Below are 15,466 nucleotides of genomic sequence, written 5' to 3'. Positions count from 1 at the left end.
CCGTTCCGTGCTCTGTCCGGCGAACGCGGCAAGCCCCGCCTCGGCCGCGACCGGAGCAGGACCGCGTCCTCGACACCCGGGCGCACACCACCTCGCCGAGCTCGAGCCGGCCCCCGCAGACCGGCGGTGACGACATCCTCGGGACGGCGCCCAGGTCGGGTCCCTGGCGGCTGTGGAGCTCGGTGGCCACGACACCGGGCACAGGACCTGGCCACGGACCACGGTGCCTCGGCTCACCGGGTGTCGCTCGTCCGGGGGGCGGTGCCGGCCCCACCAGCCCGGCCCGGCCGGGGGCGGGTGCACAGGCCCCGCCGTTCGGGGTCCTCACAGTGCCCCACCCGGTGATCAGCGGTCCGCGCGCAGATCCTCCGTCCGCGTGCGTCCGGACGCGCGCGAGGGGCGGATCTCCGCGCGAACCCGCAATCAACGGGGAGTGAGGTCGGCGAGGCGGTCGGTGTCGTCGCCGCCGGGTGGCCCGGGGGCACGGAACCGGGTGGTCGACCCGGCGCAGCGCCAGGGCCCCGGGCCGCGGGTACGCCCAGCACGACGACGCCGGTGAGCAGGCCGACGTCGTGGCATCGCCGGACCTCGCGGAACGTCGCGCTCGCCACCGACAGTTCCTCGGAGCCGGGCGGCGACGGCGGGCGTCGCGAGGTCGGGACCGCGAGGCCGCGACTCGACCACCAGCGTCGCGGCCTCGCGGTCCCGGTCCGGTTGCTGCGCGCGCTCGACGGCGTCGAGCAGCAACCGGCTGCCCTCGGGCACCTCCCCAGCCGGACCGGGGTTTCCGGCCTCCCTCCGGCCGGACCGGCCCGTGCGAGTGGGCCGTGACCGCGGTGTCGAGCTGCAGGACGCGGGCGAGCAGTGGCGACCTGGGCCTACGGTGTGGTGTCGCGTCCCTTCTCCAGCCGCACGTGGTGGTCGATGCCGATGCCCGCCGGCGTCGCCACCGCCTCGCGGTGGAGCCCGGGGGTGCGCCGGGTGCCGGTGCCGGACAGCCCGACATCGTCGGGGATGACGAGCGCCCGCGGCGGCTGCAGGTGGGTGCTCGCCCCAGTGGGTCCGGCCACGGGCGCACCCCAGGACGCCTGCGTCCCCCGGGCCGCGAGGGCGGCGGCCAGCCGGGCCGCGGCGCGGTCCAGGGTGACGCTGCGGTCGGCCCGGCCCCGCCGGGTGCCGGTGAGCACCGCCGCCGCGACCGTCTCCCCGCCCTCCTCCACCGGGACGGCGACGGCGCGGATCGCCGGGTCCGCCAGCCCGTCGCTGCGGGCCAGCCGGGTACGGACGATCTCCGGTCGCTCGGCGAGGTAGGCCGCGACCGCCGGCGGGTCGTCGACCCCGGCCAGCCCGCGGGCGGACTCCTCGGGATCGCCCAGGGCCAGCAGAAGCCGTCCCGCCGCGGTGCGCAGCGGTGGGCGGGGCCGGTGGTCGTGGGTCACCCGTTGCAGCCGGTCGGGGGCCCGAGGACCGGCGTGGTCGACGTAGCGCACCTGCCCGCCGACCAGCACGGCGAGCGCCACGGGGGCCCGGGCGGCGCGGCTGAGCGCGTCGAGATCGGTGTGCGTGAGCGCGGTCGGCGGGCCCACCCCGGCGAGCAGCCCCAGCACGTACGGCCGGTGGCCCAGGACGTGGCCGCGCCCCCGCAGCCGTACCCAGCCGGTTGCCCGCAGCTCACGCAGCAGATCCGCGGTGGAGCTGAGCGGCAGGTCGAGTGCGCGGGCCACCGCGGTCACCGACGGTGGTGTCGCAGCGGTCGCGACCAGCTCCAGGATGCGGTCGGCCCGGCCGACCGCGCGGGCGGAGGCGACGGGTCCGGACACCCGACCGAGTCTACGGATATACGGAGGGCGTGGAGAGAACCGCCGTCCCGTCGCAGGCTGGAGCCATGACCACGACGACCCCGCCCGCACGGTTCCCCTCCGCCGCCGATACGGCGGCGACCTTGCTGCCGGACGCTCCCCCGGTGCGTTCGACGCTGCGGGTGACCGGCTCGGATCCGCTCACGCCGTCGGTGCACCGTCTCGCCGACGCGATGTCCGCGGCGGTCGGGGCGTTCGGGCTGCAGGTCGCGGGGCTCGCCGAGGACTCCGGCGGCGCACCCCGCGAGATCCGGGTGCGGGCGGCCGACGCGATCGACACCCTGCGCGCCCCGTTCCTCACCACCCTCGGCGGGGTCGACGTGCAGTCCGTCGCCGAGGACCCGACCGCGCTGGCCAACAACGGCTTCGTCCGCACCACCGACGGGTGGATCTTCCTGATCACCACCTACCCGCACCAGCGCGACGCCGTCTGCCGGGTGCTGGACTGTCCGCCGCTGCGGCCGCGGATCGCCGAGGAGGCCGCCCGGTGGCGCGCGGTCGACCTGGAGGACGCGGTGTGCGCGGCGGGCGGGGTGGCCGCGGCCGTCCGGAGTGCCGACCGGTGGGCCGCGCACCCGGCGGGCCGCCACCTGGCCGGGCGCCCGGTCGTCGAGGTGGAGCGGATCGGCGACGCGGCGCCGGAGCCGGTCCCGGACCGGCCGCGGGTGCTCGACGACACCCACGTCATCGCCGGGCCGGTCGCGGCCAAGCTGCTCGGCACGTTCGGCGCGGACGTCCTGCACGTGTCCCGCCCGGACCTGCCCGACCCGCTCGCGATGGTCGCGCTGACCGGCGGCGGGAAGCGCAACGCCTGGCTGGACCTGCGGGACCCGGCGCAGGCGGCGACGCTGCGCGACCTGGTGGGCGGGGCGGACGTGTTCGTCAACGCCTACCGGGGCACCGCCGCCCGGGGCTTCGGACCGGAGGACCTGGCGGCGCTCCGGCCCGGGATCGTCGCCCTGGACCTGCACTGCTGGGGCGCCGACGGGCCGTGGGCCGCGCGCGGCGGGTTCGAGCAGCTGGCCTGCTCCGCGACCGGCTTCGCGGTCGAGGAGGGCCGGGACGGCACCCCGTCGCTACCGCCGACGCACCTGCTCAACGACTACCTCGCCGCCTGGCTCGGTGCCGCCGGGGTGCTCGCGGCGCTGCGCCGGCGCGCCGTCGAGGGCGGCTCGTGGCGGGTGCGGGTCACCCTCGCCGGGGTCTGCACCTGGGTCCGGGGGCTCGGGATGTTCACCGCGGCGGAGGTCGCGGACCTCCCCCGGCCCGGTACGGCGACCATCGCCACGCACGCCGTCGACGGGCCGATGGGCCGGCTCGTCGAACCCGTGCTCCCGCTGGAGTTCGACGGCCGGCCCGCGCCGCTGCCCGGCCCGCCTCAGCTGCTGGGGACCGCCGCCGCCACCTGGTGACCGGCCGGCGCCCAGCCGATCGCCGGGGCGACCCGCTCGGCGATCGAGCGCAGCAGGTGCGCGTTGTACTCGACACCGAGCTGGTTGGGCACGGTGAACAGCACGTAGTCCGCCTCCCGCACCGCGGCGTCCTCGGCGAGCTCGGCGGCGATCCGGTCCGGGTCACCGACGTAGCTGCGGCCGAACCGGGACCGGGCGCCGTCGAGGATCCCGACCTGGTCGTCCTCGCCGCGCTCACCGAAGTAGCGGCGGTCGAGGTCGGTCGTGACCGGGATGACGCTGCGCGACACCGACACCAGCGGGGTGCGCTCGTGCCCGGCGGCGGCCCAGGCCTCGCGGTAGCGCAGGATCTGCTCGGCCTGCAGCCGGTCGAACGACTCGCCGGTGTCCTCGGTGAGCAGCGTCGAGCTCTGCAGGTTCATGCCCTGGGTCGCGGCCCACTCGGCGGTGGCCCGGGTGCCCGCGCCCCACCAGATCCGGTCGCCGAGGCCCGGGGACTGCGGCTGCACCGGCAGCGCGACGTGCCGCCCGCGGGTGCGGGACGGGTCGGCGGGCGCCACCCCGGCACCGCGGATCGCGGCGAGAAACACCTCGGCCTTGGCGCGGGCGGCGTCGGCGTGGGTCTGCCCGTCGGCGGGCCGGTACCCGAAGGCCTCGGCACCGTTCAGCGCGATCTCGGGCGACCCCCGGCTCACGCCGAGCTGCAGCCGCCCGCCGGAGAGCAGGTCGGTCGCGGCGGCCTCCTCGGCCATGTAGAGCGGGTTCTCGTAGCGCATGTCGATCACGCCGGTGCCCATCTCGATCCGGCTGGTGGTCGCCGCGATCGCTGCGAGCAGCGGGAACGGCGCGGCCAGCTGGCGCTCGAAGTGGTGCACGCGCACGAAGGCGCCGTCGATGCCGATGTCCTCCGCGGCGCGCGCCAGCTCCACGGTCTGGCGCAGCGCGTCGGCGGCGGTGGGGGTCCGGGACCCGGGGACCTCCCCGTGGTGCCCGAACGACAGGAACCCGATCTTCGTCATGCCCTCTGCAACAGAAGTTGAGGGCTCAACATTCCGTCAGAGGGCGCCCTTGGTGGACGGCACGCCGGTGACCCGCGGGTCGGGCTCGGTCGCGGCCCGCAGCGCGCGGGCGACGGCCTTGAACTCGGCCTCGGTGATGTGGTGCGGGTCGCGGCCGTCGAGCACCCGGACGTGCAGGGCGAGGTGCCCGTGGAAGGCCAGGGACTCGAACACGTGCTTGTTCAGCACGGTCGGGTAGTGCCCGCCGACGACGAAGCCGCGCATCATCTCCGGCTCGCCGGTGCACACGGTGTAGGGGCGGCCGGAGACGTCGACGACGGCCTGGGCCAGCGCCTCGTCCATCGGGATCCAGGCGTCGCCGAAGCGGCGGATGCCCTTCTTGTCCCCCAGCGCCTGGCGGATCGCCTGCCCCAGCACGATCGCGACGTCCTCCACGGTGTGGTGGGAGTCGATCTCGATGTCGCCCTCGGCGTGCACGGACAGGTCGAAGCTGCCGTGCTTGCCGAACGCGTCGAGCATGTGGTCGAAGAACGGGACCTTGGTGGCGATGTCGGTGCGCCCGGTGCCGTCGAGGTCGATCTCGACGACGATCCGGGTCTCCTTGGTGACGCGTTCGACGCGTCCGATGCGGCTCACCTTGTCGGTCGTCACAACAGCTCCTTGGTGGCGAGGTCGGTGGCGGCGGCGAGGAAGGCGTCGTTCTCCTCCGGCGTGCCCACGGTGACCCGCAGCCGCTCGGGGATGCCGACGTCGCGGATCAGCACGCCCTGGTCGAGGAACCCCTTCCAGGCGCGGCCGGCGTCGGCGAAGCGTCCGAAGAGGATGAAGTTGGCGTCGGAGGCGACGACGTCGTAGCCGGCGGCGGCCAGCTCGCCGGAGATCCGGTCGCGCTCGGCGGCGAGCAGCGCCACCGAGCCGAGGGTGGCCTCGGCGTGGCGGAGCGCGGCCCGCGCGGCGGCCTGCGACAGCACCGACAGGTGGTACGGCAGCCGCACGAGCTGGAGTGCGTCGATCACCGCGGGCGCGGCGGCGAGGTAGCCCAGCCGACCGCCGGCGAAGGCGAACGCCTTGCTCATCGTGCGGGAGACCACGAGCTTGTGGCCGTGCGTCGCCAGCAGGGTCGTGGCGCTCGGGCGGCCGGTGGCCTCGGCGAACTCGGCGTAGGCCTCGTCGACGACGACCATCCCGGGGGCGGCGTCGACCAGCCGGGCCAGGTCGTCCGGGGCGATCGACTGCCCGGTCGGGTTGTTCGGGCTGGTCACGAACGTGACGTCCGGGGCCTTCCCGGCCAGGACGGTGACGGCGGCGTCGACGTCGAGGGTGAAGTCGTCGCGGCGCGGCACCGGGACGAACTCGGTCTGCGTACCGGAGGCGAGGATCGGGTGCATCGAGTAGCTGGGCACGAAGCCGAGCGCGGTGCGGCCGGGACCGCCGAAGGTCTGCAGGATCTGCTGGAGGATCTCGTTGGACCCGTTCGCGGCCCACAGGTTCGCCGTGGTCAGCTCGACCCCGGTCTGCCGGGACAGGTAGGCGGCGAGGTCGCCCCGCAGCGCGACGAGGTCGCGGTCGGGGTACCGGTGCAGCTCACGGGCCGCCTCCTCCACCGAGGCCGCGACGTCGGCGACCAGCTCGGGCGGCGGCGGGTACGGGTTCTCGTTGGTGTTGAGCCGCACCGCGACGTCGAGCTGCGGCGCGCCGTAGGGGCTCTTCCCGCGCAGGTCCTCGCGCAGCGGCAGGTCCGCGAGCCGGACCGTCGAACCGGCGGTCACGCCCCGGCCCCCTCGAACCGGGCGGTCACGGCCTCGCCGTGGGCGGGCAGGTCCTCGGCGTTCGCCAGGGTCACGACCCGGCCGGCGACCTCGGCCAGCGCCGCGCGGCCGTAGTCGACGACGTGGATACCGCGCAGGAACGTCGCCGTCGACAGCCCGCCGGAGTGTCGCGCGCAGCCCCCGGTCGGGAGCACGTGGTTCGACCCGGCGCAGTAGTCGCCCAGCGACACCGGCGACCAGGCCCCGACGAAGATCGCGCCCGCGTTGCGGACCTTCGCCGCGTCGCCCGCGGAGTCGGCGGTCTGGATCTCCAGGTGCTCGGCGGCGTAGGCGTCGACGACGGCGACCCCGTCGGCGGTCGAGGACACCAGGATGACCCCGGACTGCGGCCCGGTCAGCGCGGTGCGCACCCGCTCGGTGTGCTTGGTCGCGCCGACCCGGGTCTCCAGCTCGGCCTCGACCCGCTCCACCAGCGCGTCGGAGGTCGTGACCAGCACCGATGCGGCGTTCGGGTCGTGTTCGGCCTGCGAGACGAGGTCCGCGGCGACGTGCGCGGCGTCCGCGGTGTCGTCGGCGAGGATCGCGATCTCGGTGGTGCCGGCCTCGGCGTCGATCCCGACCAGGCCGCGCAGCATCCGCTTGGCCGCGGTGACGTAGACGTTGCCGGGGCCGGTGACCATGTCGACCGGCTCCAGCTCGGCGCCGTCGGTGTCGGTGCCGCCGTAGGCCAGCAGCGCGACGCACTGGGCGCCGCCGACGGCCCACACCTCGTCGACGCCGAGCAGCGCGGCCGCCGCCAGGATCGTCGGGTGCGGGCGTCCGCCGAACTCCGCCTGCGCCGGGGAGGCGACGACCAGCGACTCCACGCCGGCCGCCTGCGCCGGGACCACGTTCATGACCACGCTCGACGGGTAAACCGCCAGCCCGCCCGGGGCGTAGAGCCCGACCCGGCGGACCGGGACGAACCGCTCGGTGACGGTGCCGCCGGGGACGACCTGGGTGACCACGTCGGGCCTGCGCTGCTCGGCGTGCACGATCCGGGCGCGCTCGATCGAGGTCTCCAGCGCCGCGCGCACGTCCGGGTCGAGGTCGCGCAGGGCGGCGGAGATCGCCTCGGCCGGGACGCGCACGGTCGCCGGACGGACCCGGTCGAAGCGCTCGGTGGCGTCCAGCGCGGCGGCGGCGCCGCGGTCGCGCACGTCCTCCACCAGCGGGCGGGCACGCTCCAGAGCGGCGTCGATGTCCAGCTCGGCGCGCGGCATCATGCCGCGCAGGGTGGCCGGACGGGGCAGCGGTTCGGCTCGCAGGTCGAGGCGGCGGAGCATGACCCCAGGGTACGGCGGGGGTCCGACACGGTCCCATCCCGGCGGGGTGAGCCACGTCCTCGCCGTCGGTGGGCCGTGGCAGTCTCCGCGGCGTGACCCGCCACGTGAGCGACGCCGAACGCCGGGCCCGGCTGGTGACCCGGCACCGGCTCGCCCCGCACACCCGCACCGACGACGTCGTCGCGATCAGCGACGACCTGGTCGCGCTGCACTCCACCGACCCGGTCACGGTGTACCTGTCGGCGGCCGCGCGGATGGCGGCCCCGTCGCTCGCCCCGGTCGACGCCGCGCTGCACACCGACCGCACGCTGCTGCGCCACCACGCGATGCGCCGCACGCTCTGGGTGTTCGGCCACGCCCACGCCGCGCTCGCCCACCACGCCGCCACCGTCGACGTCGCCGCCGTCCAGCGCCGCGACCTGCTGCGCCAGGCCGCCGCGGCCGGCCACGCCGACCCCGGGGCGTGGTACGCCGAGGCCGCCGGGCAGGTCCTGGAGGTCCTCGCCGAACGGGGTCCCACCGCCGCCCGCGACGTCGCCCGCGCACTGCCCGAGCTCGCCGCGCAGCGGCTCGTCCTGCCCGGTGGGGGCCCGCAGCCCGCCCACACCCGGGTGCTGCTGGTGCTCGGGTTCGAGGGCCGGGTGCTGCGGACCCGGCCGATCGGGACGTGGATCAACGGCCAGTACCGATGGGCCGCGGCCGACGCCTGGGTCCCCGGCGGGATCGGCCCCGCCCCCGGCCCGGACGGTGACGCCCGTCGCGTCGCCGCGGCCGGGCTGGCCCGCGCCCAGCTGCGGGCGTTCGGGCCGGTCCGCCGCGACGACCTGCGGTGGTGGGCGGGCTGGACCGTCGCCACCACCACGACGGCGCTGGCCGACGTCGGCGCGGTCGAGGTGACCCTCGACGGCGGGGGCACCGGGTTCCTGCTCCCCGACGACCTGGACCCGGTCCCCGACCCCGGGCCGTCGGTGGCGCTGCTGCCGAGCCTCGACCCGTCGACGATGGGCTGGAAGGCCCGCGACTGGTACCTGCCCGCCGAGGTGGCACCGGAGCTGTTCGACCGCAACGGCAACGGCGGGCCGACGGTCTGGGTGGACGGGCGGATCGTCGGGACCTGGGTGCAGCGCCCGGACGGCGGGATCGCGACCCTGCTGCTCACGCCGGTCGCGGACCGGGCGCGGACCGAGGTGGCGGCCGCGGCGCGACGGCTGCGCGAGTTCCTCGGCGACGCCCGGTTCTCCGCCCGCTTCCCCGCCCCCGCCCAGCCCCGGCTGCTCGCCTGAGGGTGCCCGGCCCGAGGTGGCACGCCGCGGACCCCTCCGTGACGGGGCCCGGGCGTGCCGGCCGGCCGTGCTCACCCCAGGTCGAGCCCCAGGTCCAGCGCGGTCACCGAGTGGGTCAGCCCGCCGACGGCGAGGAAGTCCACGCCGGTGGCCGCGTAGTCCCGGGCGCTGCCCGGTGCCAGCCCGCCGGAGGACTCCAGCAGCGTCGCCCGGTCCCCGCGCCGCCGTACCGCCTCGGCCGTCTCCGCGACGGTGAAGTTGTCCAGCAGCACCAGCTCGGCGGCGAGCTCCAGGACCTCGTCGAGCTGGTCGAGCGAGTCGACCTCCACCTCGCACGGCAGGTCCGGGGCGAGCGCGCGGGCCGCGGCCAGCGCCGCGGACACCGACCCGGCCGCCGCGACGTGGTTGTCCTTGATCAGCACCGCGTCGCCCAGCCCGAGCCGGTGGTTCACCCCGCCGCCGCACCGCACGGCGTACTTCTCCAGCAGCCGCAGGCCCGGCAGCGTCTTGCGGGTGTCCCGGATCCGGGCCCCGGTGCCGTCGACGGCGTCCACCCAGGCGCGGGTGGCCGTAGCGATCCCGGACAGGTGCGTGAGCAGGTTCAGCGCCGTGCGCTCGGCGGTGAGCAGTCCGCGGACCGGGGCCCGCACCGTGAGCGCCGGGGTCCCGGCGGTGAGCCGGTCACCGTCGGCGGCCCCGGCGAGCACCGCGTACCCGCCCGCGCCCAGCACCTCGTCGAGCACGGCGCGGGCGGCCGGGAGCCCGGCGAGCACCCCGTCGGCCCGCGGGGTGAACGACGCGGTCGCCACGGCCCCGGCGGGCACGGTCGCCGCCGTCGTCGCGTCCGGGCCGTACCGCAGGTCCTCCTCCAGCGCGGTGCGCACGACGCGCAGCAGGTCGTCGGGGTCGGGGACGCCGACCTCGGTGACCCCGCCGACCCCGGCGGCGACGGTGCTCATGCGACACCCGCCAGCGTCTCGCCGGCCACGACGACCGGCCGTCCCGTGGCGTCGACCCGCACCCGCAGCGACGAGCGCTGGTAGGTGTCGTCCCGGTCCGGGAAGTCGGTGCGCACGTGGCAGCCGCGGGTCTCCCGGCGGGTACCGGCCGCGGCCAGCACGGCCTGGGCGACCAGGGTGAGCGCGGCGTCCTCGACCGCGGCGCGGCCGGCCGGGACCGCGGTGGCGGTGACGGCCTCGATCGCGTCCGACGCCCCGGCGAGCCCGGCGGCGTCGCGGCCGATCCCGGCGCTCACCGACATCGCCCGCTGCACCACGGCGCGGTCGGCCACCGGCAGCGCCGGGACCGTCGCGGCCGGGGTCGGCACCCCGGTCGGGCCCGCGTCGGCGAGCACCGCGCGGACCACCCGCTCCCCCACGACCAGTCCCTCCAGCAGCGAGTTCGACGCCAGCCGGTTCGCCCCGTGCAGCCCCGTCCGGGCGACCTCGCCCGCGGCGTAGAGGCCCGGCACCCCGGTCCGCCCGGACGTGTCGGTGACGACGCCGCCACAGGCGTAGTGCGCGGCGGGGGTCACCGGGATCGGCTCGGTCAGCGGGTCGATCCCGGCGGCCCGGCAGGACGCGTACACGGTCGGGAACCGTGCGGCGAACCCGTCGAGCGCGGTGGCGTCGAGCCAGGCGCACGCGCTGCCGGTCTCGGCCATCCGGCGGGTGATCGCCGCGGCGACGACGTCGCGCGGGGCGAGGTCGGCCCGCGGGTGGACCCCGGCCATGAACGCGGTGCCGGCCCGGTCGCGCAGGACCGCGCCCTCGCCGCGGACGGCCTCGGTCACCAGCGGGCGGCGCCCGGCGGTGCCGCTGCCGGGCCCGGTCCACAGCACGGTCGGGTGGAACTGCACGAACTCCAGGTCCGCGGCGACCGCACCGGCGCGCAGGGCGAGCGCGACGCCGTCGCCGGTGGAGGTGCCCGGGTTGGTGGTGGAGGCGTAGAGCTGGCCGTAGCCGCCGGTCGCGAGCAGCACCGCGGGCGCGGACAGCACCCCGGCGCGACCGTGGGCGTCGAGCACCGTGAGGCCGGCGACCCGGCCGGCGTCACGCAGCACCTCGGCGGCGACGTGCCCGTCGAGCACGGTGAGCTGCGCCGAGCGGGTGGCGGCGACCAGGGCGCGCTCGATCTCCGCGCCGGTCGCGTCACCCCCGGCGTGGACCACCCGGTACGCCGAGTGGCCACCCTCCCGGGTCCGCGCGGGGCGGTCCCCGCTCCGGTCGAACAGGGCGCCGCGGCCGCACAGCCTGCGCACCGCGTCCGGTCCGGCGCGCACGATCGTCCCGACCGCGGCGACGTCGTTCAGCCCGCCGCCCGCGGCGACCGTGTCGGCGACGTGGGAGTCGAGCGAGTCCCCCGCGACGTCGCCGAGCACGACGGCCACCCCGCCCTGCGCCCAGCGGGTGGAGCCCTCGCCGATGCCGTCCTTTGTGACCACCACGACGCGCAGCCCGGCCGCGGCCGCGTCGAGCGCGGCGGTCAGCCCGGCCACCCCGGACCCGACGACGACCAGGTCGGCGCCGGCCTCCCAGCTCACCCCCCGCGCCGTCACTCCCCACCTCCCGGCTGACCGATCTCGATCATCCGCTGCACGGCGGCGCGGCCGCGCGCGGCGAGGTCGGGGTCGACGTGGACCTCGTCGGTGCCCTCGCGGACCGACCGCAGCAGCGCCTCGGCGGTGATCATCTTCATGTAGGGGCAGGACGCGTTCTCGTTCACCGCGCGGAACGCGATCTCCGGGGCGGCCAGGCGCAGCTGGTGCAGCATCCCGACCTCGGTCGCGACGAGCACCTCCGTCGCGCCGGTGGCGCGGGCGGCGTCGATCATGCCGCCGGTGGAGAGGATCCTGACCTGCTCGGCGGGCACCGCGCCGGTGCCCGCCAGGTAGAGCGCCGAGGTCGCGCAGCCGCACTCGGGGTGCACGAACAGGTCGGCGCCGGGGTGGGCCGCGGCCCGCTCGGTGAGCTGCTTGCCGTTGATGCCGGCGTGCACGTGGCACTCCCCGGCCCAGACGTGCATGTTCTCCCGCTCAAGGGTGCGCCGGACGTGCGCGCCGAGGAACTGGTCGGGCAGGAAGAGCACCTCGCGGTCACGCGGGATCGAGTCGACGACCTCGACGGCGTTGGAGGAGGTGCAGCAGATGTCGGTCTCGGCCTTCACCGCGGCGGTGGTGTTGACGTAGGAGACGACAACGGCGCCCGGGTGCTCGGCCTTCCACTCCCGCAGCTGGTCGGCGGTGATCGAGTCGGCCAGCGAGCAGCCGGCCCGCGCGTCGGGGATCAGCACGGTCTTGTCCGGGCTGAGGATCTTGGCGGTCTCGGCCATGAAGTGCACGCCGCAGAACACGATCGTCGACGCCTGGGACTCGGCCGCGATCCGGGACAGCGCGAGCGAGTCCCCCACGTGGTCGGCGACGTCCTGGATCTCGGGCAGCTGGTAGTTGTGCGCCAGCAGGACCGCGTCCCGCTCGCGGGCCAGCGCACGCACCTCGTCGGCCCAGCCGGGGTCGGTCCCCGTGCCGCCGGGTGCCGTCAGCGTTCCGGTCATTGCGCCCTCCCGGGCCGTGTCGGGTTTTCGCCTAGCGGGCGGAAACTGATCGGATGGTAGCACCGGTCGCGCGCCACCGGCACCTCCGTCGTGACCGGGACCTCACCCGACGGACACCCCGCCGTCACGTCCCGGTGCCGCGGCCGGTCCGCCCTAGGCTGGCCCCGTGACACCGCCACCCGCCCTGCACGAGGTCCTCGCCGTCGTGCTCAGGATCCGGGAGGGCCGGGCGGGCGCCCTGCTCTGGCAGCGGGCCCTGGACCCGGACGCCGGACGCTGGGCGCTGCCCGGCGGCACCCTGGGCCCCGACGAGGACGTCGAGACCTCCGTGCGCCGCCAGCTCGCCGAGAAGGTCGACGTCCGCGAGGTCGCCCACGTCGAGCAGCTGTCGGTCTTCTCCGACCCGGCCCGGGTGTCCGGGGAGCGCCGCATCGCCACCGCGTTCCTCGGCCTGGTCCCCTCCGACGCGGACCCCGAGCTGCCCGGGGACACGGCGTGGCACGACGTCGAGGACCTGCCCGCGACCGCGTTCGACCACGCCGCGATCGTCGCGGCGGGGCGGGACCGCCTGCGCGCCAAGCTCTCCTACACCAACCTCGGGTTCGCGCTCGCCCCCGCGGAGTTCACGATCTCGACCCTGCGCGAGCACTACGTGGCCGCGCTGGGCCACGAGGTCTCGGCGACGAACCTGCAGCGCGTCCTCACCCGTCGCGGCCTGCTGGAGCCCACCGGGGAGGTCGTCCCGTCGGGCCGTTCCGGCGGCCGCCCGGCCGCGGTCTTCCGGTTCACCGACCGCGGGATGCGGGTCACCGACGCGTTCGCCGTGCTCCGGCCACCTGCGCGACCCGGCGGGCCCCGCGACGGCGTACTACCGTGAGCCGGTGTCCGCCATGCTCCCGCTGTTCCCGCTGGGGACGGTGCTGATGCCGGGTGCGGCGCTTCCCCTCCACATCTTCGAGCCCCGCTACCGCCAGCTCACCGTCGACCTGCTCACCGGTGCCGTCCACGACCGCGAGTTCGGTGTCGTCGCGGTGCGCGAGGGCCATTCGCCGGACCGTTCCGGGGCCGCCGGGATGCACGCCGTGGGCTGCACCGCGGTGCTCATCGACGCCCGCCGGCTGCCCGACGGCCGCTACGACGTCGTCACCCGCGGGGCCCGCCGCTTCCGGCTGCTCGACCTCGACGCGGGCTCGCACTCCTACCTCTGCGGCGAGGTCGAGTTCCTGCCCGACGACACCGGCGACGAGGCCGACCCGCGGCTGGTGGCGATGCTGGAGCGGTCCGCCCGCGCGGCGCACCGCGAGTACTGCGACACCGCGTGGCGGACCGGTGACTGGTCCGAGCCCGCCGACGACACCCCCACCGCCGACCTCGCGCACCTGCTGGCCGGGGACTGCCTGCTGCCCCTGGGCGACCGCCAGCTCCTGCTGGAGCAGACCAGCGCGGTGCAGCGGCTCCGGGAGATCCGCAGGCTGCTCGCCCGCGAGCGCGGCCTGCTGGAGACCCTGCGGGCGGTGCCCGCGCCGCTCGGGTCGTTCCCCGACGAGCACAGCCCGAACTGAGCTCACCCGCCGACGGCGAGGTGCGGCCCCTCCCAGCGCCGGCGCAGCCACCGGTCGTGCGAGGTGACGACGACCGTCCCCGGCGCAGTGCCGAGCGCCGACTCCAGCTCCCCGGCCAGCCGCAGCGAGACGTGGTTGGTCGGCTCGTCGAGCAGCAGCAGGTCCGGGGCGTCGGCGACGACGACGGCCAGGGCCAGCCGCCGCCGCTGGCCGAGGCTGAGCTCTCCGACCGCGGTGCCGTGCTCGCGCGGGTGCAGCAGCCCCAGCTCGCGCAGCGGGACGGTCTCCGCCCGCTCCACGCCGACGGCCTCGGCGTAGGCGGCCGCGGCGCTGCGGTCGGGCGGGCCGACGTCGGGGTCCTGGGCCAGCAGGCCGACCCGGCGCGCCCGGACGTCCACGGTGCCCGCGTCCGGAGCGAGGTCGGCGTGCAGGACCGCCAGCAGGGTCGACTTCCCGGCCCCGTTGGGGCCGGTGACCAGCAGCTTCTCCCCCACGGCCAGGTCGAGCAGGTCGAGCCGCAGCCTGCCGTCGACCCGCAGGTCCCGCACGCTCACGGCGAGCCCGCCGGCCGGGGCGTCGCCGGTGAGGTGCCCGGCGAACTCCAGCGGCCGGGGCGGCCTGCGGACCGCCTCGCGCTCGGCGACCTCCAGGCGGCGCTGCGCGTCGTGGACCCGGCGGGCCCGGGTGCGTTCGACGCCCGCCCCCTTGAAGGCGTGGATGAACTTGTCGTTGTCGCGCGGGCCGCGCCCGGGGGCGATCGTCGACAGCCCGGCCCGCGCCTTCTCCCGCAGCGCGGCGATCTCCTCCTGCTCCGCGGCGAAGCGCTCCTCCCAGCGGCGGCGGCTCGCCGCGGCGGCGTCGAGGTACTCGATGAACGAGCCGCCGAACCGGCGCCCGCCGTACCCGTCGGTGCCGAGCTCGCCGGCGTCGAGGTCGAGCAGTTCGGTGCAGACCCGGTCGAGGAAGGTGCGGTCGTGGCTCGCCGCGACGACGACGCCGGGCAGCTCCACCAGCGAGCGTTCCAGCAGCTCCAGGGCGGCGTCGTCGAGGTGGTTGGTGGGTTCGTCGAGCAGCAGCACCGCGGGGCGGCGGACCAGGGCGGCGGCCATCGCGAGCCGGGTGCGCTCGCCCCCGGACAGGGTCGCGACCGGCCGGTCCCGCTCCAGGTCGGCGACACCGAGCGTGCCCGCGGTGACCTCGGCGCGCCGGTCGGCGTCCCACGCGTCGTGGGCGATCGCCCAGGCCAGCACCCGGTCGTAGGCGGCGGCGCCGCTGCCGTCGGCCAGACCGGCGGCCAGGCGCTCCAGCTCGGCGACGGCGTCGTGCAGCGGGCGCAGCGCCGCGTCGAGCAGGTCGCCGACGGTCCCCCCGTCGCCCAGGTCGGGTTCCTGCGGCAGGTACACCCGGTCCGCGGGGACCGTGAGCGTCCCGCCGTCCGGGGTGTCGACGCCGGCGAGCAGCCGCAGCAGTGTGGACTTGCCCGAGCCGTTCTCCCCGATCAGGCCGACCCGGGTGCCCGGCCCGGCGACGAGGTCGACGCCGTCGAGCACCGGCGGACGGCCGGCGCGGGCGGCGTGGGCACGGACCAGCCCGCGGGCGGTGACGGCGTGGACCTGCTCGGTCGATGACATGACGACGACTCCGGTGGAGACGGAGGAGGACCGCAGGGGCGTGTGCCGCGTCCG

The 15,466-nt window shown here is 76.6% G+C and carries 13 protein-coding genes; 4 read left to right on the top strand and 9 right to left on the bottom strand.

Features of this window, described 5'->3' with window-relative positions; genetic code table 11:
• Positions 1-878: 878 nt before the first annotated feature.
• Positions 879-1,820, bottom strand: coding sequence for a helix-turn-helix domain-containing protein (locus tag ZF1_RS11065; RefSeq protein WP_482637195.1), 942 nt, complete (start codon positions 1,818-1,820; stop codon positions 879-881).
• A gap of 65 nt (positions 1,821-1,885) precedes the next feature.
• Between ZF1_RS11065 and ZF1_RS11060 the strand changes: the two genes are divergently transcribed.
• Positions 1,886-3,271, top strand: a complete 1,386-nt coding sequence (locus ZF1_RS11060) for a CoA transferase (RefSeq protein ID WP_482637194.1) — start codon at positions 1,886-1,888, stop codon at positions 3,269-3,271.
• Here the strand turns inward: ZF1_RS11060 and ZF1_RS11055 are convergent.
• From ZF1_RS11055 to hisD, 4 genes are read right to left on the bottom strand one after another with little or no spacing between them, the layout of a single operon-like run.
• Complete coding sequence (locus tag ZF1_RS11055) at positions 3,238-4,290, bottom strand: LLM class flavin-dependent oxidoreductase (protein WP_178375225.1); 1,053 nt, start codon at positions 4,288-4,290, stop codon at positions 3,238-3,240. The genes ZF1_RS11060 and ZF1_RS11055 overlap by 34 nt on opposite strands.
• A 36-nt stretch (positions 4,291-4,326) precedes the next feature.
• Positions 4,327-4,926, bottom strand: coding sequence for an imidazoleglycerol-phosphate dehydratase HisB (hisB, locus tag ZF1_RS11050; protein ID WP_062404576.1), 600 nt, complete (start codon positions 4,924-4,926; stop codon positions 4,327-4,329).
• 11 nt (positions 4,927-4,937) lie between these two features.
• Positions 4,938-6,059: a histidinol-phosphate transaminase gene (locus ZF1_RS11045; protein WP_346109024.1), complete on the bottom strand. Its 1,122-nt coding sequence runs from the start codon at positions 6,057-6,059 to the stop codon at positions 4,938-4,940.
• Positions 6,056-7,384: a histidinol dehydrogenase gene (gene hisD / locus ZF1_RS11040; protein ID WP_476654393.1), complete on the bottom strand. Its 1,329-nt coding sequence runs from the start codon at positions 7,382-7,384 to the stop codon at positions 6,056-6,058. The genes ZF1_RS11045 and hisD overlap by 4 nt, the downstream gene beginning before the upstream one ends.
• 92 nt (positions 7,385-7,476) lie before the next feature.
• Here hisD and ZF1_RS11035 point away from each other — a divergent pair, with 92 nt between their 5' ends.
• Complete coding sequence (locus tag ZF1_RS11035; RefSeq protein WP_482637193.1) at positions 7,477-8,667, top strand: winged helix DNA-binding domain-containing protein; 1,191 nt, start codon at positions 7,477-7,479, stop codon at positions 8,665-8,667.
• Between the two features lie 71 nt (positions 8,668-8,738).
• Here ZF1_RS11035 and nadC read toward each other — a convergent pair whose 3' ends face one another.
• Genes nadC through nadA form a run of 3 tightly spaced genes read right to left on the bottom strand, consistent with a single transcriptional unit; the run spans position 8,739 to position 12,219 of the window.
• A complete protein-coding gene (gene nadC, locus ZF1_RS11030) occupies positions 8,739-9,626 on the bottom strand; it encodes a carboxylating nicotinate-nucleotide diphosphorylase (RefSeq protein ID WP_405417928.1) in 888 nt (295 codons plus the stop codon).
• On the bottom strand, positions 9,623-11,209 hold the full coding sequence (locus tag ZF1_RS11025; RefSeq protein WP_482637192.1) for an L-aspartate oxidase: 1,587 nt from the start codon (positions 11,207-11,209) through the stop codon (positions 9,623-9,625). The genes nadC and ZF1_RS11025 overlap by 4 nt, the downstream gene beginning before the upstream one ends.
• A gap of 11 nt (positions 11,210-11,220) precedes the next feature.
• Positions 11,221-12,219 carry a quinolinate synthase NadA gene (gene nadA / locus ZF1_RS11020; RefSeq protein ID WP_062402227.1) on the bottom strand — a complete coding sequence of 333 codons (999 nt, stop codon included), beginning with the start codon at positions 12,217-12,219 and terminating at the stop codon, positions 11,221-11,223.
• Between the two features lie 166 nt (positions 12,220-12,385).
• On the opposite strand from nadA, the gene ZF1_RS11015 reads away from it, so the two are divergent.
• Both ZF1_RS11015 and ZF1_RS11010 read left to right on the top strand, forming a co-directional pair.
• Positions 12,386-13,096: an NUDIX hydrolase gene (locus ZF1_RS11015; protein WP_308215869.1), complete on the top strand. Its 711-nt coding sequence runs from the start codon at positions 12,386-12,388 to the stop codon at positions 13,094-13,096.
• A 13-nt stretch (positions 13,097-13,109) separates the two neighbouring features.
• A complete protein-coding gene (locus ZF1_RS11010) occupies positions 13,110-13,781 on the top strand; it encodes an LON peptidase substrate-binding domain-containing protein (RefSeq protein WP_405421879.1) in 672 nt (223 codons plus the stop codon).
• A 2-nt stretch (positions 13,782-13,783) separates the two neighbouring features.
• Here the strand turns inward: ZF1_RS11010 and ZF1_RS11005 are convergent, their stop codons facing one another.
• Entirely contained in the window at positions 13,784-15,412 is a 1,629-nt protein-coding gene (locus tag ZF1_RS11005) for an ABC-F family ATP-binding cassette domain-containing protein (protein ID WP_482637191.1), read from the bottom strand.
• Positions 15,413-15,466 lie beyond the last annotated feature (54 nt).

The organism is Pseudonocardia sp. ZF1 (genome assembly GCF_056835605.1).
The sequence above is the reverse complement of the archived record's forward strand: the minus strand, read 5'-3'. Positions and strand labels throughout refer to the sequence as shown.

Bases quoted from the DNA above. Each gene is read 5' to 3' on its own strand.
- ZF1_RS11060 (WP_482637194.1), top strand. From the start codon at position 1,886: ATGACCACGACGACCCCGCCCGCACGGTTCCCCTCCGCCGCCGATACG.
- ZF1_RS11055 (WP_178375225.1), bottom strand. From the start codon at position 4,290: ATGACGAAGATCGGGTTCCTGTCGTTCGGGCACCACGGGGAGGTCCCC.
- hisD (WP_476654393.1), bottom strand. From the start codon at position 7,384: ATGCTCCGCCGCCTCGACCTGCGAGCCGAACCGCTGCCCCGTCCGGCC.
- nadC (WP_405417928.1), bottom strand. From the start codon at position 9,626: ATGAGCACCGTCGCCGCCGGGGTCGGCGGGGTCACCGAGGTCGGCGTC.
- nadA (WP_062402227.1), bottom strand. From the start codon at position 12,219: ATGACCGGAACGCTGACGGCACCCGGCGGCACGGGGACCGACCCCGGC.
- ZF1_RS11010 (WP_405421879.1), top strand. From the start codon at position 13,110: ATGCTCCCGCTGTTCCCGCTGGGGACGGTGCTGATGCCGGGTGCGGCG.
- ZF1_RS11005 (WP_482637191.1), bottom strand. From the start codon at position 15,412: ATGTCATCGACCGAGCAGGTCCACGCCGTCACCGCCCGCGGGCTGGTC.